Origin of the sequence: Kordiimonas gwangyangensis DSM 19435 = JCM 12864 (assembly GCF_000375545.1) — a bacterium.
In the GTDB taxonomy this organism is placed as follows: domain Bacteria; phylum Pseudomonadota; class Alphaproteobacteria; order Sphingomonadales; family Kordiimonadaceae; genus Kordiimonas; species Kordiimonas gwangyangensis.
In genome coordinates, this window is the sequence record NZ_AQXF01000001.1 from 274980 (window position 1) to 296838 (window position 21859).

Below are 21859 nucleotides of genomic sequence, written 5' to 3' on the forward strand. Positions count from 1 at the left end.
ATAGTTTTGGTTTTTATATATCGGATTGATACAGGGCTGCGCGCCCACGCGCAAGCCCAATGTTCAGAAATCGACCGTCACACCCACGCGCCAGAAGCGCCGCTGGGCAAGGGTTTCAAGCCCGTCTTCAGTGACGGCGGAGACCACCTTGGCGTCAAACAGGTTACGGATGTCCGTGAACAGGGTGACGCCCTTCGCAACACGGTAATCCGCCCGCGCATCGAAGGTCACGATGCTGTCCAGCTTCCGCGTATTCAGGTCATCATCATACTGGCCAGACGCATAGCGCACCTGCGCCCGTGCGCTGAGCGGTCCGCCATCCTCATAGGCGAGGGAGAGGTTGAGGCCATGTTTTGGTGTTTGCACCGGGCGGTTGCCGACAAGGTCAGGCATGGCATCAAATGCCGTGATGCGCGCGCGAGCATATTGGTAACGCGCGCCAAGCGTCCAGCCCGGCTGCAGCTTCAGCTCGCCCTCAAGTTCAATACCGTCCGTGACACTCGCGTCGATATTCGCACGTTGCCTCAGCACACCGCCCTCGGGCACAAAACCACCGAGCGGGAAGAAACCGGGACCAAAGCCAATGGTCACATTACCCACCCCGTCCCTTAGCCAATTGCGGAAATAGGTGATGGAGGCCCGGAAGGTATTCAGCGGCTCATAGTCCGCACCGATCTCAAGGCCATAGAGCTTTTCGGGCACAAGGTCGGGGTTGGCTTCGGTGATGTCATTCACGACCCGGAACGGGCGGTAATATTCGTTGAGGGTAGGCAACCGCCAGCTACGGTAGGCCGCCGCGCGCAGATCAATCGCGCCGGTAACCGGCACCACGGCACCAAGCCTTGCAGAGGGTTGCCAGCCGCCCTTGTTCGGCACCACGTCATCCCTGAGCACATCGCCGCTCACACTGTCGCTTTCAATACGTGAGCCATTGTAGCTGCGCCAACGGTCCAGCCGCAGCGTCGCGGAAAGGGTGGCCTCTCCCAGCTTCGTCTCCGCCTCACCATACGCACCCAAGGTCCATTGGTCGCCGCCCGCTGTGCGGTCGCGCGTGAAGCCCGTGCCCAAGTTGCGGAATCGTTCGTTTGTCTCCCCGCTCATGCGGCGGCCATCAATGCCGAACTCGAAACCGTCAAACTGCAGGCGCGCCAGCATACCGGCGCCCCATGCGGGCACGTCATATTGGTCCAGCACCGCAAGTTCGCTTGTGCGCTCGTCGCGGGCGGAGGAGAACACATTGGCGAAATCGCGCGTGCGGTAGTAGCTCACCACTTCCCATGCGCCCTCACCCGCATCGCCTGAAAGCGTGAGCGAGGCATCCATAGCCTCTGTCGCATTGGTGGCGAGCGCGAGGCCATTGACCCGTTCTTCGCGGAAATAGCGCAAGGTGCCGCGTGCCTCAACACCACCAAAGTCATGCTCTGCCTTCATGCTGGCGAAGGAGGCCTTGCTGGCAGCACGCACATCCACAGCACCGCGGTCAGCGGGGCTGAGCAAATAATCACCGTCTGTGCGGAAATGGCCGCCTGCAATGGCGAGGCCGGTCTCAGCCACTTCAAAACCCGCGCGGGCTTTAATACTGAAACTGTCGTCCGAGCCATACCAGGCGTCAAGGCCGGGCTGCATGCTGCTGATGCTGCGGCTGCGGATATCCACCACACCTGCCAGTGCCTGCGCACCGTATGCACCTGCGCTGCCGCCGGGTTTAACCTGCATGTCGGAAAGCTCGAAAGCGTCTAGCGCGGACCAATAGACCCAACCACCAAACGGGTCACCCATCGGCACACCGTCAAGGGTCACGAGCACACGGCCAGCGGCACTCACGCCCACACCGCGCATCGAAAGACCTTGTGTTGTGGGATGGCCGGTCAGGCTATCCGCGCGGCGGAAAAGCGTGACACCGGGCAAGGTAGCAAGCGTGGTATCGAGCCGGAAGCCGGGCGCGGTGCCGACTTCAAGGCTCAGCTTCTTCTGGCCGACAGCGTCCGCGGGCAGGCGTTTCTCGACGACCGAGATTTCCTGCCCGTCAAACGCGTCTGCCTCACTCCCCTGAGTGGAGAGCGCGGCGTTCGCTGACGTCAGCGGCAGTGACAGCCCCGCCAGTATTGTCAAAGTGCGTGCGGACATAGGATGCAATCAGGGCAATATCTTCGTCGGAGAGATAGTCAAAGGCGGGCATTTCGTTCGAGTATTCGCTCATACCCGCGGGCACAGCAGCGCTGCCGAGCAGGATCATGTCGATCACTTCACCAACATCACCATTTGCTTTCGGGCTCAAGATCAGCTCGGGCTGCATCATCGGCACACCGCCACCATCATACTGGTGGCAGGCTGCGCAGTTGGCCTCATAAAGCGCCTGGCCCGTGCCGCCATCCGCTTCATCGTCCTGCGCAAGCGCGCCACCCGAGAGAGTGAGGACGGCCAGTGCCACAACAAAGTTATTTGCCATCATAGACCACTTTCCATACACGACCGCCTGACATCAGGCTGGAGATATAAATCGCGCCATCCGGCCCTTCGGCAAGGCCTGTGGGGCGGTGTTTTGCGTTGCGTGGGCTCATGACGGGCTCTTCACCGGCAAAGCCGTCAGCGAAGGTAACCCAATCACCGGAAACCTCGCCGTTTGCGTTCATAGGCACAAATACAACGCGGTAGCCTGCTTGCGGCTTGGGTGCCCGGTTCCATGAACCATGGAAGGCGATAAAGGCACCCTGCTGCATGTCGTCCGGCAGTGCTGCGGTGCGGGGGAACATCAAATCGTTCGGCGCCCAGTGGCCCGGGAAGGCGATAAGCGGCGATTGCCCGATGTCTGACGTCATTTTACCGTCACCACCATATTCCGGCATCTTCATGCGGCCCTCAATTTCCGGGTCGACGTAGCTATAGGGCCAGCCAAGGTTGGCGCCTTCATCCACACGGTGGAACTCTTCAGCTGGCAGGCGCGCGTTATCCTCATCGGTGAAATAGTCCGGGAAGAAGGTGTTCAACTGGTCGCGGCCATGCTGTGCGATATAAAGCGCACCGGCGTGCGGGTTCCAGTCAATCGCCATAGCGTTTCGGATACCGGTCGCGTAGCGCACGCCGTCAGCTTGCGTTTGCCCAGCCTTGTTAGCGTCAAACCGCCAGACACCGCCAAAGTCTTCGAGAATGGGACATGGATCCATGCCCGGTGAGCCTTTGGTGCGCATCTTTTCCATGCAGGCGTTCGACGGCGCGCCGATATTCACATAAATGTGGCCGTCAGCATCGAAGGTGAAGGGTTTAGCGGAGTGCTGGCGCTTGTTGGGAAAGCCTTCAATGATCATCTCAGGCTCACCCTTCGGCGCACCAGCTTCCGGCAGCGGCCACCGCATCACACGCTCGTCTTCCGCGTAGTAAAGGAAGCCGTTATTGATGCCCATGCCCGTGCCAATCATGCCTTCCGCGAAGGGCACTCGCTCGTCGGCAACGCCGTCACCATTGCTGTCATGAAGGGCAACTGCACCAAAACCGTCCTGCGGTTTCATGAGCGCAACATAAACCCACCCATTTTCTGCGGCTGCCATGTGGCGCGCGGAACCAATACCGTCCGCAAATACGGTGGCGCGGAAACCCGGCGCGAGTTTGATTCCGGTTTCTTCGGAAACCGGTGCATTCTCGTCCACACCCATCACATCTGCATGCGCAGGCGCAAGCGCCGCACCCATCATCAGCACTGCCAGCAATTGCAGTTTCATTGTTAATCTCCCACTAATTTGCCTTCTCCTATAACCTATGCGTGCGCGCTTGCAAACCAACAAGAAAGTGATGAAGTCACACATATATGCTTAGCTAAGCTTTTGTAAAAGAATGCAAATTTTCTATGGCCTTTTACTCCAACACCCCATAGTCTCCTTTTTGCAGGTCATGCATTCCTGCAGCAGGGGCAAGTGGGGCACACAATCTATACTGTCTCCCTTATAAACTAGTTTATTTCTAGACTTGGATTTTCAGACGAATGCAAGTTGAGCAGATTACTGATTTAGCGCCGTATTTGGCGGATTTGACCGATATTCTGGTAAACACGGTCGCCAGTGGGGCATCCGTCGGCTTTCTGCCGCCGCTTGAGCGCGCCGGCGCGGAAGCTTATTGGCACGGCGTTCAGGCCATGATTGACGCGGGCACTGTCATCCAGTTGCTGGCAATAGAGAACGGTAAAGCATATGGCGCGGTCCAGCTTGCGCCCAGCAGCAAGGACAATGCCCGCCACCGGGCTGAAGTTCAGAAACTGATGGTGGCGCCAAGGTCCCGTAGGCACGGAATCGGCAAACGCCTGATGGTAGCGCTTGAGCATACAGCGTGGGAACTTGGCCGCACGCTCCTTATTCTTGACACACGGCGCGGCGATATTGCGGATGGCCTTTATGGCCGTATGGGTTATACCCGCTTTGGTATTGTGCCTGCCTTCACGATTGACAGTGACGGCACGAGCCACGATACCTGTTTCTTCTATAAGCACCTGACCCCCGCCAAGTGAGAATTTGATGCCTTTCAATACCCCGAACGCCGCCACCTACGACCTTTTGATGAACCGCCGCAGTGTTAAAGCGCGCGACATGGTGGGGCCGGGGCCAAACCGGAAAGACATGGAAAAAATCCTCGCCGCCGCGCTGCGGGTGCCAGACCACGGCAAGCTGTTCCCTTGGCGCTACCTTGTACTTGAGGGCGCGGAGCGCGAGAAGCTGGGTGAACTTATCTCCCGCGCGCTGGTGGAAGAAAATGAAGCCAATCCCAAAACGGCCGAGAAAATGAAAGGCTACGCAACACAAGGCCCGGTCCTTGTCGTTGCGATCTCGAGCACCACGGGCGAAAGCTCCATCCCGGTGTGGGAGCAGGAACTGTCCGCCGGTGCCGCCTGCCAGAACATGATTGTCGCTGCCAACGCCCTTGGCTTTGCCAGCTGCTGGCTGACCGGTTGGGCGTCCTATAGCCCGACGGTGAAAGGCGGCCTTGGCCTCGCACCGCATGAAAATATTGCGGGTTTTATCTTCTTCGGCAATCAGGCAAGTGAGCCTGAAGAACGCCCGCGGCCTGAATTTGACGCGCATGTGAAGTGGGGTTTCCCGTCCTGAGCTGAGGCAAGCCGGGTTGCGCCGCGCCGCTGCGGACGCTAGCCATGTAGGCTATTGACGGGAGAACCCGACCCTGCCCAATCTCGTGACCCCCTGAATGAAAGGCCCAGAGAGTGAGCGCTGCAGTCAATATACTGGTGACCGGTAACTGCCAAAGTGTCCCGCTCGCGATGGCGCTGAAACGGCTGGTGCCCTCGGCACGGGTAAACAGCGTGCACCTCGGCTTGCCTGTCGAGCCGGCCGAGATGGCCCAGATTGAAAAGCAGCTTCCCCATTATGACGTAATGCTGGTCCAGAAGCGCGCAGACGATACGGCGTTGGGCGCCCTTGCAGAGCACGAGCTCCGACGCCACGGCCGACCGGTTCTCAACTATCCCACGCTCTTCTTCACCGGCCTGCACCCCGACCTTGCCTATGTCGCCCGCAAGGACACCGGGGCCCATATCTCGACCGCGATGGATGACTATCACTCCGCCATCGCGCTCTATGCCTTCATGCGAGGATATGACGAAGGGCAGGCAAAAAAGCTGTTTGCAGATGAGGCCTTTGAAGCGCTTGGCTATTTTGACCGTTTTGCACAAGACCTGCCCCATTTGCTTGGCGACGTTGACGAGCACCGCCAGGCCTATGCTGACGATGTGGCGGACTGGGTCAGCCGCGGTGCCTTCATGCATTCGGTCAACCATCCGAAATTTTTTGTAATGGCCAGCATCGCGCGACGCTGTATGACGGCCCTTGGCATTCAGGTTCCAGCGTTTGACGTGTCCGCGCTTGTCCGGGACCCGCTGGCAAGCAGTGCCGTGTGGCCGGTTTATCCCGCCCTCGCGGCAAATCTGGGCTTTGAGGGGTCTTATGAATTCAAGACCGGCGGCCAGCCCGGCGCGGCGAGATTCCTGTCACTTCAGGACATGATTGCCGACAGTTTCAAGCGCTACCGTCACACAGGCGCTGACAATATCGACTTCGACCGCGCGCTCCATCCTCGCCAGCAAGCGCGGCTCGACGCGGTCGCTGAAGGACTGTTTAAGGGGCCCGTGCGGTGCTCAAGTCGCACCGGCCCCCCCTATAGCGACCTGCCCGACCATCAGTTCTGGCGCCGCGCCGTTACTGCAAAGGCACCCGGCGCGCTCGATCCCGTGGTGCGCGGCGCATTTTCAATCTCCCAAGAGGACAGGGTTGTCACAGCGGGGAGCTGCTTTGCACAGCATATTGGCCGGGCGCTGCAAGCCCATGGCTTCAATTATTACATTCCGGAAACCCCGCCCGAAGACATGCCAGCCGATGTGGCAAAAGCCGCAAATCATGGTATCTTCTCAGCCCGCTACGGCAATATCTATACGGCCCGGCAGCTCGTTCAATTGTTCGACCGGGCCTATGGCCGCTTCACCCCGGTTGACGATTTCTGGGTCCGGCCGGATGGACGCCTTGCCGACCCCTTCCGCCCGCAAATCGAACCGGATGGATACGCTGACGCTGATGCACTGCTTGCCGACAGGGAAGGCCATCTGTCTGCAGTGCGGCAGGTTTTCGAGCAATCGGATGTCTTTGTCTTCACGCTGGGATTGACGGAAAGCTGGTGCTCGAAGGTAGACGGCGCGGTGTTCCCACTGGCCCCCGGTGTCGCCGCGGGCACAATGGACGAAGACCGGTACGCTTTCGTCAATTTCACCGTGCAGGAGGTTGAACGTGACATCGACCGGTTCATCCTCAGGCTGCAGGCGCTCAATCCTGAGGCCCGCGTGATTCTTACCGTCTCTCCGGTGCCCCTGATGGCGACCTTTGAAAACCGGCATGTGCTGGTGTCAACGACTTATAGCAAGAGCGTGCTCCGCACGGCGGCAGATGTGGCGGCACGGCGCTGGAAGCACGTATCCTACTTCCCATCCTATGAGATCATCACCGCGCACACGCACGGCGAAAGCTATTTCGGGGACGACTTGCGCAACGTGAAAACGGAAGGTGTGGACCATGTCATGCGCCTGTTCCTCAGGCATTATGCGAACCCGGAAAACACTGTACCCGGCACTGCAGCCGAGGATGAAGAGAACAAAGCATATGAAGCCGAACTGATGGCACGCCGCACAGAGGCGGCTGCGCTGCTGTGCGATGAAGAATTGCTCGACACCTGACGACCCCGAGCAGAGGAGAACCGACAATGCCCCTATCAGGGAATTACAAGGCTGACCCTGCCTTCCTCACGCTGGGTGACGGTTTTGGGGACGAGGTGGACGCCGCCAAGTTTCCAAAGGCGATCCTGCGATACAGGAATGACCGCGCCGCGGCTGAGGTGGGGCTAGAGGGCCTGACCGACGACGAGTGGGTCGCGCATTGCGCACATTTCGCGCAGCTTCCGCGCAACCTGCCACGCCCGATTGCGCAGCGCTATCATGGCCATCAGTTTCAGGTCTACAACCCTGACATCGGTGATGGCCGGGGCTTCCTGTTCGCGCAGATGCGGGACGTGAGAGGCCGCCTGATGGACCTTGGCACCAAAGGCTCGGGCCGCACGCCCTACAGCCGGTCCGGCGACGGTAAGCTGACCCTCAAGGGCGGCGTGCGGGAGATTATGGCGAGCGAAATGCTAGAGGCCCTCGGCGCCTATACCAGCCGTACTTTTTCCATCATCGAGACGGGCGAAAGCCTGATGCGCGGCGATGAACCATCGCCCACCCGCTCCGCCGTCATGGTGCGGCTCACGCACGGCAACATCCGTATCGGCACCTTCCAGCGCCACGCCTATTATACTGACACCGAACGCACGAACAGGCTGGTTGACTATTGTCTTAAGTATTATTTCGATACCGAAATGAAAGCCAGCAACGAAGACAAAGCCTTGCATTTCCTTGGTCTTGTGATGGAGCGTGTCGCAGTGCAGGCTGCAGACCTGATGGCCGCCGGTTTTGTGCACGGTGTGCTCAATACCGACAACATCAACATCACCGGCGAAATTTTCGACTTCGGGCCATGGCGCTTCCTGCCGCATATGGAACTTGGCTTTACCGCTGCCTATTTTGATGAAAGCGGGCTCTATGCCTTTGGCCGCCAGCCGGACGCGCTCCACTGGAACATTTACCAGCTTGGCGGCGCGCTGGCGGACATCTGCGAAGAACAAGCGCTTAAAGACGTGCTGGAACCCTTCCCGCAGGTTTACCTTAAAGCGCTGCGGTCCAAGCTGCTGGCGCGCATGGGTGTCAAACCAAAGGGCGACAAGGCGGACGATGAGCTGCTGACCACGGTCAACAACTTCATGCTGCGGGAGAAGTTTCCCTATGAGCGCTTCTTCTTCGACTGGTACGGCGGTCAGGCGAGTGCTGAACGCGCGCTCAAAAGCCCCGAGGTCAATCGCTATCAGGCCGATAAGGAGCTGACAGCAGCACTGAAAGCCTATGAACCGGCACGACCCGAGGCGCTCAATCACCCCTACTTCGCGGGCGAGCCCTGCACCATGCTGATTGAGGAAGTGGAAGAAATCTGGTCCCACATCGCCGAGCGCGACGACTGGCAACCGCTCAATGACAAGATCGACAAGATCAGGCAGATGGGTGAAGCGCTGAACAATCGAGCGGTCTCAGATTGAAAATTTCCCGCATTTATTGTATGAAAAGCTTTCATCAGGGCATACGCCGGGTGCTTCATCGTCCTGAGTTTTCATTTCGCCCCTGACGCCTGCCCACATTGGATGGGGGCTTTGTCATGACAAGAGTTATCGCCGCGGCCGCGCTGGCCTGCGCCTTAAGCGCGCCTGTATGGCCGCAGGACGCGACACCACAAGCACCACAAACTGACCTTTCCGCGCTCGCGAACCAACTGCAGCAGCTCAACCAGGCTGACAGGCAAGCCCTGCAGGCGCAGCTCGGCTCACAGAACTCAAGCGCGCTGAATGCGCTTATTCAGGCCGCGCAAAACCCGGCACCGCAAACGCTTGTACAACTGCCAAGCGGCCAACAAGCACAGTATGATGCGGCGACGCTCAGCCGCCTGCTACGCGAAGCTGCGCGCGCGGGGGAGGACCATATGTCCCTAAGGCTGAGCAGGCCCGAATATGAGTACCGCATCCCCACCGTGGGCAACCCGGTGCTGCCAACCCTGCCCGGTCAACCGACGATAACACTGCCCGGAACAGGCGCCCCCTTGAGGCCCAACCCGCCATGTGAGCTACCAGCCTATTGCCGCCACCTGCCCGCCGACAGCCCTTTGTGCAAATGCCCAGATACCGGAAATACGGGGAGCAACCAATGAAGCATGCGTTGAGAATACTGTGCACTGCCCTCCTGCTGGGTTGGGTACCCAACCTAGCCACCGCGCAAGACGAGAACCAGTATGCCGCGATGAGCCAAGAGGATCTGGCCACTATCGCCAAGGCGCAGGAGGCCGCTCTTCTTGACCTTGCAGCGCAGCTCGACAAGCTCAAGGCCGCAGCCTCGCCCGACAAGGAGTTAGCCGCCGCAGCTCGCAAAGTGGAACTGACCTATTATGAGGCGCAGACCCAGCAGAACCAGACCATCTCTGCGCTCCTCAAAAAGCAGGAGGATATATTCCTTTATCAGGACATTGCCTCCTACACGCTTCTGGTGGTGGTTGTAGTGGTTACGATGGCAGGCGTGCTGTTTTCCGCCAAGGAACTTAACCGCTCCATCGCGGCGTCCGAAGCTGCCGAAGCGCGTGCGATAGAGGCCGCAAAAGCGGGTAAGCCCCAGGTGGCCGCGGACGGCACTACTTCAGTGCCCAACAACATCAAAGTAGGATTCGATGGCATACAGATCACGTCCGCTCTGACGGGTGTGACGGTGCTTACGCTCTCTCTCGCTTTCCTCTATCTGTTCCTGCAGGAAGTGTACGAGATTGATTCGGTGCGCGTCCCGCACATCGAGGATGGCAAGGAGCCAGGCGGCACCAAAGAATAGAGCGCTAGCCACCCATGTGGATAGCGCCGCGCTCATAGGCGGGCAGGATGTAACGCTCAAACATGTCGGTCGTCTCGTCATGCATGCCGGGGTTTTCAAAACCCGTGGCGGTGATGACCGTCACGAGCTTGAGCATGGGCACAACGATCACCTTGCTGCCGCCGTTTCCGGCCATGAAATAGGCGGGATATTTTTTGCCCGTGGTGCCGCTTTTGAAGTCCGTGAGCCACCACAGGTAACCATAGGATTTCAGCTCATTCACCTCGCGGTATGGCTTGGTGGACGCCGCTGTCCAACCCTTTGCCCATACACGCCTGCCGTTCCAGATCCCGTCCGCGCGGGCGAGCTCCGCCAGCTTCCATAGATCGCGGCTCGTCAGCTTGAGGCCACCGCCTGCCTGTTCCTCGCCTGCAGGTGACCTTGCCCATTCCCGCCGCTCAATACTGAGCGGGCGGAAAATCGCACCCGCCATGAAATCATCGACGCTCAGGCCCGTTGCACGCTCAAGCACCTGCCCAAGGAGGAACACACCCGCCGTGCAATAATGGAACGGGCCAAGGCCATCAGCGTCCCGCGTGTAACCTTCGCGCGCGGGCAGGCTTAACGCAAACTCGGTCCAGTTATCCGCGCCTTGCATATGTGCCTCGTTGCCGGGGCTATCAGCATCGCTGTCGTCACAGTCGAGCGCGGAACTCATGGTCATCAGGTCCCGCACAGTAATGGCGCGTTTGGTGTCTGTCATATTCTCAATCGGCGCATGGTCACCAAAGAAAGGGAAAACACGTTCATTCTCGCTTTCAAGCGCGCCTTGATAGATGGCCGCACCTACCGCCATGCCGGTCAGTGTCTTGGTGACAGACCGCGTGTCATTCAGCACCTCAGGCCCACCATCACCAAAATAATATTCCTCCAGCACCTTGCCGTCTTTGGCCACCAACACACTGGTGATGCCCTTGAAGGTGCCGCCACCAATTGCCTGGACCAGCGCTTCCGTGGTGCCGTTCGTGGCATGTGCTGCGGGTGTGGCTGCAAGGATGAAGGCAGCAAACAGGGTGGTGAGGCGCATGGGCAGTCCTTATGGCGGCGAAAGCGATCAGCTTTCATCCGCTTCAAGCGGGGCGAAATTATGGTGTCGCCGGTTATACGGGTTATTGGGGGTGAACCCTACTCCGCTTTCTCAGCGGCTGCAAATATGCCCTCAAGCACTTCAAAGGGCAGCATGACGCTACCGTGTCTGCCGGGGTGGTCCTGCACCGGCGCGAGGATGGCGAGGTCCGCCCATTTTTGCGGAAAGTCGGCTTCGCCGGTTTTCACCATATGGCGGAAGCGGGCGGCGATATCAGTCAGCTCCGCCTCATCAAGCCCAACCACATGCTGGCCCACGATGGCGGCTGTTGCCTGCCCAAGCGCGCAGGCTTTCACTTCCCAACCGAAGGTCTGGATACGGCCAAGCGTAAGATGCGCATCCGCATTGATGCGGCTACCGCAAATGCGGCTGGTTTTGGTGACCGTCACATCCGCAGCCACCAACCGCTCCTGATGAGGGATGCGGGTGGTCCAGCGCAGGATGTTGGTATTGTATAGGTCGGTCATGCTTTTGCCTGGAAACTTGATCCATGGGTCAGTGATGTACGTAAAACGCTCAGGAAGCGTTGCCAAGGGACAATATCGTGATCGCGCTCAAAACTTGCCTTCGCCTTGAAATCCCTGTAATCCTGACCATATCGTTCTTAGTTGATGCATATGCAACTGATGCATCAAAACATACTGCCCCGGCGAACTCTCGCCATGAAGGGGCCACATCCACAGAAAGGAATTCTTGATGGATGCCGTACTTGAAAGGGCCGAAACCGGCTCTGAACTGAAGGTCATCCCGGAAGGCGCTCGTTCGAGCTCCGGTGGCCGTCCATCGCGCGCCGAAGCCGAGGCAGCCGTTCGCACGCTCATTCGTTGGGCAGGTGACGACCCAAGCCGCGAAGGCCTTCTTGACACCCCCAAGCGTGTGGCAAAAGCCTATGAGGAATTTTTCGCCGGCTACAAGGCCGACCCGAAGGAAATCCTCGCGCGCACCTTTGATGAGGTCGCGGGCTATGACGATATGGTCGTGCTGCGCGGCATTCGTGTGGAAAGCCATTGCGAACACCATATGGTGCCGGTGCAGGGCACGGCGCACGTCGCCTATATGCCAAACGGCAGCGTTGTGGGCATCTCCAAGCTCGCCCGCATTGTTGAGGCTTATGCCCGCCGCCTGCAAACGCAGGAAACCATGACCGCGCAGATTGCCGACGCGATTGAGAAATACCTTGAGCCTAAAGGCGTGGCCGTAGTGGTGGACGCAACCCACCAGTGCATGACCTGCCGCGGTGTGAAGCATCACGGTGTTTACACCATCACCCGCCAGTTCCGCGGTGTGTTCCGTGAAGCCGATCAGGAACGCCGTTTCTGGGACCTCATCCGCGGCTAAAGATTGCGACAAGAAACTGTGACTTGATGAAGCGGCACGATCATAAGAGACTGCCGCTTCATTCGTTTTTAAGGACTACCCGGAATGTCATTCGCCGAGAGAGAGAGCAAGGACGCCGTTGAGAACGGCCTTGCGTTTGCGCCCAAATTTGATGAACGCGGGCTCATCCCCGTTGTCACCACCTGCGCCACCACAGGCCGCGTGCTGATGCAGGCGTGGATGAATGAGGAAGCCATCCTCAAGACGATCGAGACCGGCGAGGCGCATTATTTCTCCCGCTCACGCCAGTCGCTCTGGCACAAGGGTGCGACATCGGGCGAGTTTCAAGTGGTGCGTGACTTCCGCACCGACTGCGACCAGGACAGCCTGTGGCTGGTGGTGGAACAAAAGGGCGGCAAGTGCTGCCACGTGGGGCATGAGAGCTGTTTCTACCGCTCCATCCCGCTTGCACAAAACCTCGCACCCGGCAGCACAGTTAAACTGGCACCCCATGAAGATTAAAGCCTTCCTCAGCGCACTTCTATTGATCACGGCCTCCTTCGCCGCGTATGCGCAGGACGATGCGACCCTCAGCGCGCAGGAAAGGCTCAAGCGCATGCGCGAAGCGGGCACCTTGCCCGATAATGTGGTAACGAGCTTTGGCCGCCCCACAGTCGACAGCAGGGAAGCGCCGTGGCGCTCCATCGGGCGGGTCAACATCGGTGGGCGGGCACACTGCTCTGGCAGCCTTGTGGCTGAACGCATCGTGCTTACGGCAGCGCACTGCCTGTATTCCAAAGCGCAGGGCGATATGGTGGTGCCGTCCATCGTGCATTTTGTTGCAGGCTACCATTCCGGTGAATATATCGCGCACTCCAAGGTCGCGTCTTATATTGTCAGCCCCGGTTTTGACGGCAAACTGCCCGCCTCCAACCTCACCCTGCCCTATGACTGGGCCTTGCTTACGCTTGAGGAACCGATTGGCAAAGAGGTTGGATTTCTCCCCTTCCCTGACAATGTCACCGTAGACGACAAGGGCAATGCGCACACCATACTCGAAAGCCCCATCATCACCGTGGCGGGCTACCCGGGTGACCGGGCGCACTTGCTGTCGCTGGAGGAAAACTGCAGAATTCAGGCACACGGTGCCCGCGGCCATGTGATCATGAGCGACTGTATCTCCATCCAAGGCGACAGCGGCGGACCGATCCTGCAGAAAAAGGGCGACGCCTGGCATATCTTCGCCATCCAGACCGCCAACACGCGCCTTCAAAACAAGGTCGTCAGCATGGGCGTGACCGTGCTCGCCTTCTGGCCGACGTACCTCCAGTTGATGCAGACGCAACAATAAATGCTACATAGTAACATTTTATCGCACACGACAAACCGTTGGTCGCAGCGACGTTGTGCGCGCGCCCTCCCTCCGCAACAGTGGGTTTGTAGCAACCCAGTGTCCCTAAGAGCCTAACAACACTAGCGCACCAACAGTTTTGAGCACGGCAGCGTGTGATCAAATCGAGGCCAACGAAAGGGCACTCCGGCTGACTGTCCTCACCGGAGTCTCCTCCTGTCAAGGCGACTGCCCCGCTCCCCCCGGGCGGGGCATTTTTTTGCCCAACTCCCCGCATAGCATATCATTAGAGACTCCCTGCCCGCCTCAGCGTATTATGCGTGCGGGGAAGTGATTTCGGGATAGGGAGCCTATGCCTTTCAGCACAGCCATCGCTGCACTCAAAAGCAGGTTCGGCGCCAAGCTTTCAACCGCTGTGGCGGACCGGCAGGCCCATGGCCGCGACGAGGCCGGGCATGACGGCATGCCGCCGGACGCGGTACTGCGCGTGGGCAGCACGGACGAAGTCGCGGAAGCCGTGCGCATGTGCGCAGCTTACAAAATGCCCATCATCCCCTTTGGCGCCGGCACCTCGCTTGAAGGACATATCTGCGCCCCAAAGGGCGGCCTGAGCATCGACCTTTCCGGCATGAACCGCATCATCGAGCTGAATGAAGGCGATCAGGACGTGCGGGTGGAAGCCGGTGTCACGCGGCAGGCGCTCAACGCCTACTTGCGCGACAAAGGGCTATTCTTCCCGGTCGACCCCGGTTCCGAATGCACGCTCGGCGGCATGGCGGCCACGCGGGCCTCCGGCACCAACGCAGTGCGCTATGGTACCATGCGCGAACAGGTGCTGTCCCTCAAAGTGGTAACGGCATTGGGCGACGTGATCGAGACCGGCACCCGCGCCCGCAAGTCCGCGGCAGGGCTTGACCTCACCCACCTGTTCATTGGGTCGGAGGGCACACTTGGCATCATCACGGAACTGAGCCTGAAGCTGCACGGCATCCCTGAAAAACTGGCGGCAGGCGTGTGCCGTTTCCCGTCACTCAGGGCCGCGACAGATACGGTCATGGCCACCATCCAGATGGGTTTGCCGGTATCGCGCATCGAACTGTTGGATGAGCTTTCCGTCCGGGCGGTAAACACCTACGCGAAGATGAACCACCCGGAAACGCCAACGCTTTTCCTTGAGTTTGGCGGCACCAGTGCAACTGTGGATGAGCAGATCGCCATCTTTACCGACCTCGCCCTCTCCCTCGGTGGGTCAGACATTGAGTTTGCCGATACACAGGAAGAGATGAACCGCATGTGGCATGCGCGCCACCAGCTTTATTACGCCACCCGTGCCATGGGGCCGGGCAAAAAGATTGTGACGACCGACGTGTGTGTGCCGATGTCCCGCCTTGGCGACTGTATGCTGGAAACCCGCGCTGACTTTGAAGCAAGCCCCCTGTTTGCCAGCATGCTCGGGCATGTGGGTGACGGCAATTTCCACACCATCATGCTCGCGGACCCAACATCGCGGGTGGAGATGTCGGTGCTGGAGCGGCTGAACGAACGTATGGTGCGCCGCGCTATCGCCATGGGCGGCACCTGCACGGGCGAACACGGCATCGGCATCGGCAAACGTGATTTCCTGCAGTGGGAGAAAGGCCCGGCCACAACGCTTATGCGGCAGGTAAAGATGGCGCTTGACCCCCTTGGCATCATGAACCCCGGCAAGATGCTGCCGGATGAGGACCTGCCCGGTGCTTGAGGAACTATATATCTCGCTCACGGCCAAAACTGTGCCCGGCGCGCGCGAAGTGGGGCTGGTACGCGAGCTTGCGGGCATCGCTGGCCGCCACCGAAGGCAAAAGCGCGCATGGGCCGCACATCTTCAGCACACCAAGGAGTTCATCACTGCGCACCTCCATGAGGCCGAAGCGGCGGAGCCTGTGCTTGTGCTGGGTGCAGGGCTTTGCCTTGACTTGCCGCTCGATGCTCTTGATGCGCATCTGGCCGGTGCCCTGCTGGTGGACGCTGTGCTGCCCCGCCGCACCGCCGCGCTTCTCAAGCGCTACGAGAATATCGACTTCGAACTCGCGGACGCCACGGGGTTCATTGCCGAGTTTACAGCGGCCGATGACCCATACGGGCTGACCCCACCCCAAGTGGCGCCCGTGCCGCTCGCGGGTTATGGCCTTGCCGTCAGCGCCAACATCCTGAGCCAGCTCGCGCTCCCGTTCGCATCGAGCCCGCCGCTGAATGATGCGGAGAATGAGCTGACAATCAGGCTGCAGAAAGCGCACATCCGCGCGCTGATGGCCATGGGCTGCCCCGCCCTGCTGATCACGGATTATGAGCGCGTTGAACAGCACGGCGACAATAACCATGTTATAAAAAGCGTGGACACAAGCCTGCTGCCCGGCGAACCGCTTGAAAAGTGGCAGTGGCACATCGCGCCAGAAGGCGAAGTGGAACGCGGTCGCGCGGTCACACTAAACGTTGGTGCATGGCTTGTTGGCAAATAGTGACATGTTCATAGAAAACGCCCTACATAGGGTTTGAAGGCGCAAAAAGGTGCTGATTATAGTGAAGCGTGAAAGCTCGGAAACCCGCGCAAAATATGATGGATTTATATGTTAGAGATTGTTCAAATCCCGGTACTGTCCGACAACTATATATACCTCATTCATGAGCCAAAATCGGGCGAGGTAGCGATTGTGGACCCGGCCGTTGAGGCCGAAGTGGTCGAAGCGCTCGAAGCACGGGGCTGGACGCCGGACTATATCCTGAACACCCACCACCACTATGACCATGTGGGCGCGAACCTCGCACTCAAGCAGCGCTACGAGCTCAAGATAATCGGCCCCGCAGGCGAGCGGGAGCGCATCCCCGGCATCGATGTCGCGGTTGCGGAAGGGGACCATGTCTACCTCGGTGATATTGCGGCAGATGTCTTTGACGTGCCCGGGCACACCAGCGGCCATATCGCCTATCACTTTAATGCCGACCATGCGCTTTTCTGCGGCGATACCCTGTTCGCCATGGGCTGCGGGCGGCTGTTTGAAGGCACGCCAGACCAGATGTGGCAGTCGCTCTCGAAGCTGATGCGGCTCCCTGATGAGACCCGCATCTATTGCGCGCACGAATATACCTTGGCGAACGGCAAATTCGCGCTGTCGGTCGAACCCGAGAATGAGGCTCTCAAAGCTCGTATGATGGAAGTAGTCTCCATGCGCGAACGCGGTGAACCGACGGTACCAAGCACCTTGGGTGCGGAGCGCGAGACCAACCCGTTCCTCAGGCCCATGAGCGACGAGATACAGGACGGTCTTGGCCTTCTGGGCGCACCATGGCCCAAAGTATTCGCCGAAGTGCGGGCACAGAAAGATAAATTCTAAACAAGAAAAGCTGGCCGGAGGGGGCCAGCAACCAACAAGGGGGATACCTTCAATGAAATACCTGACAGTAGGAGCAATAATGGCAGCCGCAGTTGGTGCCTCCGCCGCAGTGGCGGACGATGATCCATATCTTTGGCTTGAAGAAGTCGAAGGTGAAAAAGCGCTTGAGTGGGTGCATGAGCGGAACAAACATTCGCTTGGCATCCTTGAGGCTGACGAACGCTTCACGCCGCTGATGGAACGCGCGCTCAAGGACTATAACGCAAAGGACAAGATCGCTTACGGCACGCTAATGGGCGGCGCCGTGCACAATTTCTGGCAGGACGAAAAGAACGTGCGCGGCATCTGGCGCCGCACCAGCCTGAAGTCCTACAAGGGCGATGAGCCCAACTGGATCACCATCCTCGATTTCGACAAGCTGGCCGAAGAGGAAGGCGAGAACTGGGTCTACAAGAGCCGCGACTGCCTCGCGCCTGACTTTGGACGCTGCCTCATCAACCTTTCCCGCGGGGGCGGCGACGCTGTTGTGGTGCGCGAATTTGATGCAGTGACCAAACGTTTTGTCGACGGCGGCTTCGAGACGCCCGAGTCCAAGCAGGGTTCGGCCTGGATTGACGCTGACACCATCCTGATTGGCACCAACTTTGGTGAAGGCACGATGACGGACAGCGGCTACGCGAACCAGATCAAGGTCTGGAAACGCAATAACCCGCTTGAGATCGCTACGCTCGTGCATGAGGGCAACACCAAGGACGTGGGCAGCTTCCCGTTCGCAAGCCACCGCCCGGATGGCACTTATGTGGGCGTGGTGCAGGCGCCGGACTTCTTCACCGAAGTGATTCATGTGCTGGACGGCGAGAGCGACGACTGGACGCAAAAGGAAATGCGCCCGCTGCAACTGCCGAAAGACATCAGCTTCAAAGGCTTCTTCGGTGACACGGTGATTGTGCAGATGCGCAAGGACTGGGCGCTTGGCAGCAAAACCGTGAAAGCAGGCACCCTTGTATCCATCAAGGTGGCGGATGCACTTGAAGGTCGCGCCGCCGCCAGTGTGACCGAGATTTTTGTGCCCACTGAGCGCAGCTCGATCGACGGTGTCTCCATCGGCAAGGACCGCCTGTTCCTCAGCATCCTTGATGAAGTTACCGGCCAGTTGGTGTCCGCGAAACCGGGCCCGCAGGGTTGGGAAGTCAGCAACCTTGGCCTGCCCGAGAACGGCGCGCTTGATGTTGTAAGCGTGGACGAATGGACCGACGCCGCCTTCATCAAGTTCGCAAGCTTCCTGCAGCCAGATACGCTCTATGCTGTTGAACTGGGCGGCAAGCCTGAAGAGATCGCTTCCCTGCCGGCGCGTTTTGACGCAAGCGACATGGTAACCGAACAGAAGTTCGCCACCTCCAAAGACGGCACCAAAGTTCCTTACTTTGTCATCCGCCACAAAGACGTGAAGATGGACGGCACAACGCCGACCATTCTCTATGGCTATGGCGGGTTCGAGATTGCAATTGCACCAACCTACCTCACCGGCACGGGCAAGCTTTGGCTTGAAGAAGGCGGCGCCTATGTGCTCGCCAACATCCGTGGCGGCGGCGAGTTTGGGCCAAAGTGGCACCAGGCCGCACTCAAGGAAAACCGCCAGCGCGCCTATGATGACTTCATCGCCGTCGGCGAAGACCTTGTAAATTCTGGCTTCACGAGCCCAGAACACCTCGGCATTCGTGGTGGCTCGAACGGTGGCCTTCTGATGGGCGTGATGACCACGCAGCGCCCTGACCTCTGGAACGCGGTTATCTGTGCGGTGCCGCTTCTGGATATGATGCGCTTCCATACACTTCTGGCGGGCGCAAGCTGGATGGGCGAATACGGCAACCCGGATGTGCCGGAAGAACGCGAATATATCCTCAAATATTCGCCGTACCAGAACCTCGATGAAGGCAAGGACTATCCGGAGGTCTTCTTCTACACCTCCACCAAGGATGACCGCGTGCACCCGGGCCACGCCCGCAAGATGGCGGCCAAGATGCTAGGTATGGGCAAACCGGTTCTTTATTACGAGAATACGGAAGGCGGTCACTCGGCTGCTGCCAATCTCAAGCAGCGCGCCTACACGGACGCCCTTCAGGTGGTTTACGCGCTCAAGAAACTGAAGGACTGACAAACAGTCCGGAAAACAACGGAAAAGGTGGGCTTTGCCCCGCCTTTTTTCATGGCCAGAATTTCTTGCCCGCATTTCAATAAAATGTGATGTGCCAAACCCGCACCCGCCCACTACCGTCGACACCCTATAAAAACATTCGAGGAAACATGCCCATGTTGAAATCCCTTTCCCGCGTGGCGGTTGCAGCAATGCTGGCCCTGCCATTGGCCACGACAGCTGGCGCTGATGAGCATTCCCCCTTCTCCGACAAGGCGATGGAAATCCTGAAAAAAGCAGTCTCGCTGCGCACAGCCGCAGGCCACGGCAAGGTGCCTGAACTGGCAGCCTTCCTTGCAGAAGAATTCAAAAAGGGTGGCTTCCCGGCGGAAGACATTCACATCCTGCCGAAAGGCGAAACCGCTGCACTTGTGGTGCGCTTCCGCGGCGACGGCTCATCGGGCAAGAAGCCGGTTACCTTCTCTGCCCACATGGATGTGGTGGATGCCCGCCCGGAAGATTGGGTACGTGACCCCTTCACTCTTATCGAGGAAGACGGTTACCTCTTTGGCCGCGGCGTGCTTGATAACAAAATGGGCATGACCTCGCTCGTCACCAATTTCCTGCGCCTCAAGGCTGAAGGGTATGTGCCGAAGCGTGACCTGATCATCGCTTTCTCGGGCGATGAGGAAACCGGCATGGTAACCACACAAGCCCTCGCCAACGAGTTCCGCAACCTGACGGACGCAGAATTTGTGTTGATCGCAGACGCGGGCGGCGGCGCGCTGGCGGCTGATGGCTCGGTCATCAGCTATAACGTGCAGGCGGCGGAGAAGACCTATATCTCCTATGAGATGACGGTCACCAACCCCGGTGGCCACAGCTCGCGCCCGCGCGAAGACAACGCGATTTATGACCTCGCCACTGCGCTCAAGAAAATTCAGGGCTACAAATTCCCGGCACGCACCAATGAGCTGACACAAGCTTTCTTCAAGGAAACCTCCACCCTTGTGGACGGTGAGCTGAGCAAGGCGATGGCGGCATTCGCCGAAAACCCCGAGGATGAGTGGGCGGTGAAAACCCTGCGCGCCCGTCCGGAATATGTCGGCACCACCGGCACCACCTGTGTCGCCACCATGCTTGACGCGGGCCACGCTGAGAACGCGCTGCCGCAATCCGCCACTGCAACCATTAACTGCCGTATTTTCCCCGGCGTGGGTGCGGAAGCGACCCTCAACCAACTCAAGAAGGTGGTAGACAATGATGCCATCACCTGGAAAGCGCTGAAGGTGCCGGTTGAAACCGCAGCCTCGCCGCTCCGCGATGACGTGATGGCCGTGGTGGACCGCGCTGTGCACACCCGCTTCCCGGATGCCAAAATCATTCCTTATATGGAATCCGGCGGCACCGACGGCATGCACTTCCGTTCTGCCGGCATGGACAGCTACGGCATATCAGGCATTTTCCTCAAGGGTTCGGACATGTTCGCACATGGACTGAACGAACGCCTGCCTCTCGCCAGCTTCTATGGCGACCTAGAGCACTGGTACATGATCATGAAAGATATATCGGACGATTGATCCAGGACATCAGAGACAAGACAGGGCGGGATTTTCCCGCCCTTTTCTTTTTACAATAGACCGAGCTGCTCGCCCTTCACCTCAACAGGCCCAAGCTGCCAGTCGATGGGTGTTTTGCCCTGCGCTTCCAGATAGGCATTCGCTTGTGAGAAGGGCTTTGAGCCAAAGAAACCGCGGTAGGACGACAAGGGCGACGGGTGTGGGCCTTCAAGCACCAGATGGCGACTGCGGTCGATGCCAGCACCTTTTTTCTGGGCATGGCTGCCCCAGAGAATGAACACAAGGCCATCATGGTGGCGATTAAGCTCGTCAATGATGCGGTCGGTGAACTTCTCCCAGCCCTTTTTCTGGTGGGAGCCTGCCTTATGCGCCTCCACACTCAGGACCGCATTCAGCATCAGCACGCCCTGCTCTGCCCAGCCTTCAAGGAACCCGTGGCCAGGGTGGGTGGCACCCACATCGTCCTCAAGTTCCTTGTACATATTCCGAAGCGACGGCGGCACGTCCATGCCTGGCTGGACCGAGAAACTCAGGCCATGTGCCTGACCGTCGCCATGGTAAGGGTCCTGACCGATGATCACCACCTTCACATCCGCAAGCGGGGTGATATTCAGTGCGTGGAAAAAATTTTCACGTTCCGGGAAAATGCGCTTTCCAGATTTTGTTTCTGCCTCCAGAAAGGCAGCGAGCTTTTGCATATAGGGTGTGTCAAATTCGCCCTCCAATACCTCAAACCAGTCATCCGCCAGCTGCACACCGCCCAGAACCGTCGCCATAAATCGCGCTCCCCACATAGTCTTGCCGCCCTGTTTACACGGCAATCTGTGACCGGAAAACCACTAATTCCCTGCCTTTTTTGCTTCAACTTCATGTGAGGGGCGCGCTTACGGTCACCTGTTTAGCCAAACTAACGCAAGCGACTAGTTGGATGGATGTTTCAAATGCACCACGCCACCCGACGCACCTTTCTACAAAGGCGCAAATTA

General features: G+C 58.9%; 20 protein-coding genes. 14 read left to right on the top strand and 6 right to left on the bottom strand.

Features of this window, described 5'->3' with window-relative positions:
- Window positions 1-63: 63 nt before the first annotated feature.
- Genes B150_RS0101215 through B150_RS0101225 form a run of 3 tightly spaced genes read right to left on the bottom strand, consistent with a single transcriptional unit; the run spans window position 64 to window position 3716 of the window.
- Window positions 64-2127: a TonB-dependent receptor gene (locus B150_RS0101215; protein ID WP_081611258.1), complete on the bottom strand. Its 2064-nt coding sequence runs from the start codon at window positions 2125-2127 to the stop codon at window positions 64-66.
- On the bottom strand, window positions 2042-2452 hold the full coding sequence (locus tag B150_RS19190; protein ID WP_020398050.1) for a c-type cytochrome: 411 nt from the start codon (window positions 2450-2452) through the stop codon (window positions 2042-2044). Before B150_RS19190 ends, B150_RS0101215 begins: the two co-directional genes overlap by 86 nt.
- Window positions 2439-3716: a PQQ-dependent sugar dehydrogenase gene (locus B150_RS0101225; protein ID WP_020398051.1), complete on the bottom strand. Its 1278-nt coding sequence runs from the start codon at window positions 3714-3716 to the stop codon at window positions 2439-2441. Before B150_RS0101225 ends, B150_RS19190 begins: the two co-directional genes overlap by 14 nt.
- A 296-nt stretch (window positions 3717-4012) precedes the next feature.
- Between B150_RS0101225 and B150_RS0101230 the strand changes: the two genes are divergently transcribed.
- From B150_RS0101230 to B150_RS0101255, 6 genes are all read left to right on the top strand, one after another.
- Entirely contained in the window at window positions 4013-4495 is a 483-nt protein-coding gene (locus B150_RS0101230; RefSeq protein ID WP_020398052.1) for a GNAT family N-acetyltransferase, read from the top strand.
- 7 nt (window positions 4496-4502) lie between these two features.
- A complete protein-coding gene (locus B150_RS0101235; RefSeq protein ID WP_020398053.1) occupies window positions 4503-5090 on the top strand; it encodes a nitroreductase family protein in 588 nt (195 codons plus the stop codon).
- A 113-nt stretch (window positions 5091-5203) separates the two neighbouring features.
- Window positions 5204-7219 carry a GSCFA domain-containing protein gene (locus B150_RS23150; protein WP_020398054.1) on the top strand — a complete coding sequence of 672 codons (2016 nt, stop codon included), beginning with the start codon at window positions 5204-5206 and terminating at the stop codon, window positions 7217-7219.
- Between the two features lie 26 nt (window positions 7220-7245).
- Entirely contained in the window at window positions 7246-8667 is a 1422-nt protein-coding gene (locus B150_RS0101245) for a protein adenylyltransferase SelO family protein (protein WP_020398055.1), read from the top strand.
- 116 nt (window positions 8668-8783) lie between these two features.
- Window positions 8784-9329: a hypothetical protein gene (locus B150_RS0101250; protein ID WP_020398056.1), complete on the top strand. Its 546-nt coding sequence runs from the start codon at window positions 8784-8786 to the stop codon at window positions 9327-9329.
- Complete coding sequence (locus B150_RS0101255; protein WP_020398057.1) at window positions 9326-9994, top strand: hypothetical protein; 669 nt, start codon at window positions 9326-9328, stop codon at window positions 9992-9994. The genes B150_RS0101250 and B150_RS0101255 overlap by 4 nt, the downstream gene beginning before the upstream one ends.
- A gap of 4 nt (window positions 9995-9998) precedes the next feature.
- On the opposite strand, the gene B150_RS0101260 is transcribed toward B150_RS0101255, so the two are convergent.
- Both B150_RS0101260 and B150_RS19195 read right to left on the bottom strand, forming a co-directional pair.
- Window positions 9999-11060 (bottom strand): serine hydrolase domain-containing protein, encoded by a 1062-nt coding sequence (locus B150_RS0101260; RefSeq protein ID WP_020398058.1) that lies wholly within the window; start codon window positions 11058-11060, stop codon window positions 9999-10001.
- Between the two features lie 98 nt (window positions 11061-11158).
- On the bottom strand, window positions 11159-11587 hold the full coding sequence (locus B150_RS19195; protein ID WP_020398059.1) for an iron-sulfur cluster assembly scaffold protein: 429 nt from the start codon (window positions 11585-11587) through the stop codon (window positions 11159-11161).
- 229 nt (window positions 11588-11816) lie between these two features.
- Between B150_RS19195 and folE the strand changes: the two genes are divergently transcribed.
- The 8 genes from folE to B150_RS0101305 all read left to right on the top strand — a co-directional run bounded on the left by folE (window position 11817) and on the right by B150_RS0101305 (window position 20873).
- Complete coding sequence (gene folE / locus B150_RS0101270) at window positions 11817-12458, top strand: GTP cyclohydrolase I FolE (protein WP_020398060.1); 642 nt, start codon at window positions 11817-11819, stop codon at window positions 12456-12458.
- A gap of 84 nt (window positions 12459-12542) precedes the next feature.
- Window positions 12543-12959, top strand: a complete 417-nt coding sequence (gene hisI, locus B150_RS19200) for a phosphoribosyl-AMP cyclohydrolase (protein ID WP_020398061.1) — start codon at window positions 12543-12545, stop codon at window positions 12957-12959.
- A complete protein-coding gene (locus B150_RS22025; RefSeq protein WP_020398062.1) occupies window positions 12949-13788 on the top strand; it encodes a trypsin-like serine peptidase in 840 nt (279 codons plus the stop codon). Before hisI ends, B150_RS22025 begins: the two co-directional genes overlap by 11 nt.
- 352 nt (window positions 13789-14140) lie before the next feature.
- Window positions 14141-15529 (top strand): FAD-binding oxidoreductase, encoded by a 1389-nt coding sequence (locus B150_RS19210; protein WP_020398063.1) that lies wholly within the window; start codon window positions 14141-14143, stop codon window positions 15527-15529.
- The gene (locus B150_RS0101290) at window positions 15522-16286 is read left to right on the top strand and encodes a hypothetical protein (protein ID WP_020398064.1); all 765 of its coding nucleotides are present in this window, start codon (window positions 15522-15524) and stop codon (window positions 16284-16286) included. Before B150_RS19210 ends, B150_RS0101290 begins: the two co-directional genes overlap by 8 nt.
- Window positions 16287-16394: 108 nt before the next feature.
- Entirely contained in the window at window positions 16395-17159 is a 765-nt protein-coding gene (gene gloB / locus B150_RS0101295; protein WP_020398065.1) for a hydroxyacylglutathione hydrolase, read from the top strand.
- 79 nt (window positions 17160-17238) lie between these two features.
- Window positions 17239-19314: a prolyl oligopeptidase family serine peptidase gene (locus tag B150_RS0101300; protein ID WP_020398066.1), complete on the top strand. Its 2076-nt coding sequence runs from the start codon at window positions 17239-17241 to the stop codon at window positions 19312-19314.
- A 155-nt stretch (window positions 19315-19469) separates the two neighbouring features.
- A complete protein-coding gene (locus tag B150_RS0101305) occupies window positions 19470-20873 on the top strand; it encodes a M20/M25/M40 family metallo-hydrolase (protein ID WP_020398067.1) in 1404 nt (467 codons plus the stop codon).
- Window positions 20874-20923: 50 nt separating this feature from the next.
- On the opposite strand, the gene ung is transcribed toward B150_RS0101305, so the two are convergent.
- A complete protein-coding gene (ung, locus tag B150_RS0101310; RefSeq protein ID WP_020398068.1) occupies window positions 20924-21649 on the bottom strand; it encodes a uracil-DNA glycosylase in 726 nt (241 codons plus the stop codon).
- Window positions 21650-21859: the final 210 nt, after the last annotated feature.

Coding starts and splice junctions, on each gene's coding strand:
- gloB (WP_020398065.1), top strand. CDS start 16,395: ATGTTAGAGATTGTTCAAATCCCGGTACTGTCCGACAACTATATATAC.
- B150_RS0101225 (WP_020398051.1), bottom strand. CDS start 3,716: ATGAAACTGCAATTGCTGGCAGTGCTGATGATGGGTGCGGCGCTTGCG.
- B150_RS19195 (WP_020398059.1), bottom strand. CDS start 11,587: ATGACCGACCTATACAATACCAACATCCTGCGCTGGACCACCCGCATC.
- B150_RS0101250 (WP_020398056.1), top strand. CDS start 8,784: ATGACAAGAGTTATCGCCGCGGCCGCGCTGGCCTGCGCCTTAAGCGCG.
- B150_RS0101235 (WP_020398053.1), top strand. CDS start 4,503: ATGCCTTTCAATACCCCGAACGCCGCCACCTACGACCTTTTGATGAAC.
- B150_RS0101300 (WP_020398066.1), top strand. CDS start 17,239: ATGGCAGCCGCAGTTGGTGCCTCCGCCGCAGTGGCGGACGATGATCCA.
- hisI (WP_020398061.1), top strand. CDS start 12,543: ATGTCATTCGCCGAGAGAGAGAGCAAGGACGCCGTTGAGAACGGCCTT.
- folE (WP_020398060.1), top strand. CDS start 11,817: ATGGATGCCGTACTTGAAAGGGCCGAAACCGGCTCTGAACTGAAGGTC.
- B150_RS0101260 (WP_020398058.1), bottom strand. CDS start 11,060: ATGCGCCTCACCACCCTGTTTGCTGCCTTCATCCTTGCAGCCACACCC.
- ung (WP_020398068.1), bottom strand. CDS start 21,649: ATGGCGACGGTTCTGGGCGGTGTGCAGCTGGCGGATGACTGGTTTGAG.
- B150_RS0101245 (WP_020398055.1), top strand. CDS start 7,246: ATGCCCCTATCAGGGAATTACAAGGCTGACCCTGCCTTCCTCACGCTG.
- B150_RS19190 (WP_020398050.1), bottom strand. CDS start 2,452: ATGATGGCAAATAACTTTGTTGTGGCACTGGCCGTCCTCACTCTCTCG.
- B150_RS22025 (WP_020398062.1), top strand. CDS start 12,949: ATGAAGATTAAAGCCTTCCTCAGCGCACTTCTATTGATCACGGCCTCC.
- B150_RS0101305 (WP_020398067.1), top strand. CDS start 19,470: ATGTTGAAATCCCTTTCCCGCGTGGCGGTTGCAGCAATGCTGGCCCTG.
- B150_RS0101255 (WP_020398057.1), top strand. CDS start 9,326: ATGAAGCATGCGTTGAGAATACTGTGCACTGCCCTCCTGCTGGGTTGG.
- B150_RS0101215 (WP_081611258.1), bottom strand. CDS start 2,127: ATGTCCGCACGCACTTTGACAATACTGGCGGGGCTGTCACTGCCGCTG.
- B150_RS19210 (WP_020398063.1), top strand. CDS start 14,141: ATGCCTTTCAGCACAGCCATCGCTGCACTCAAAAGCAGGTTCGGCGCC.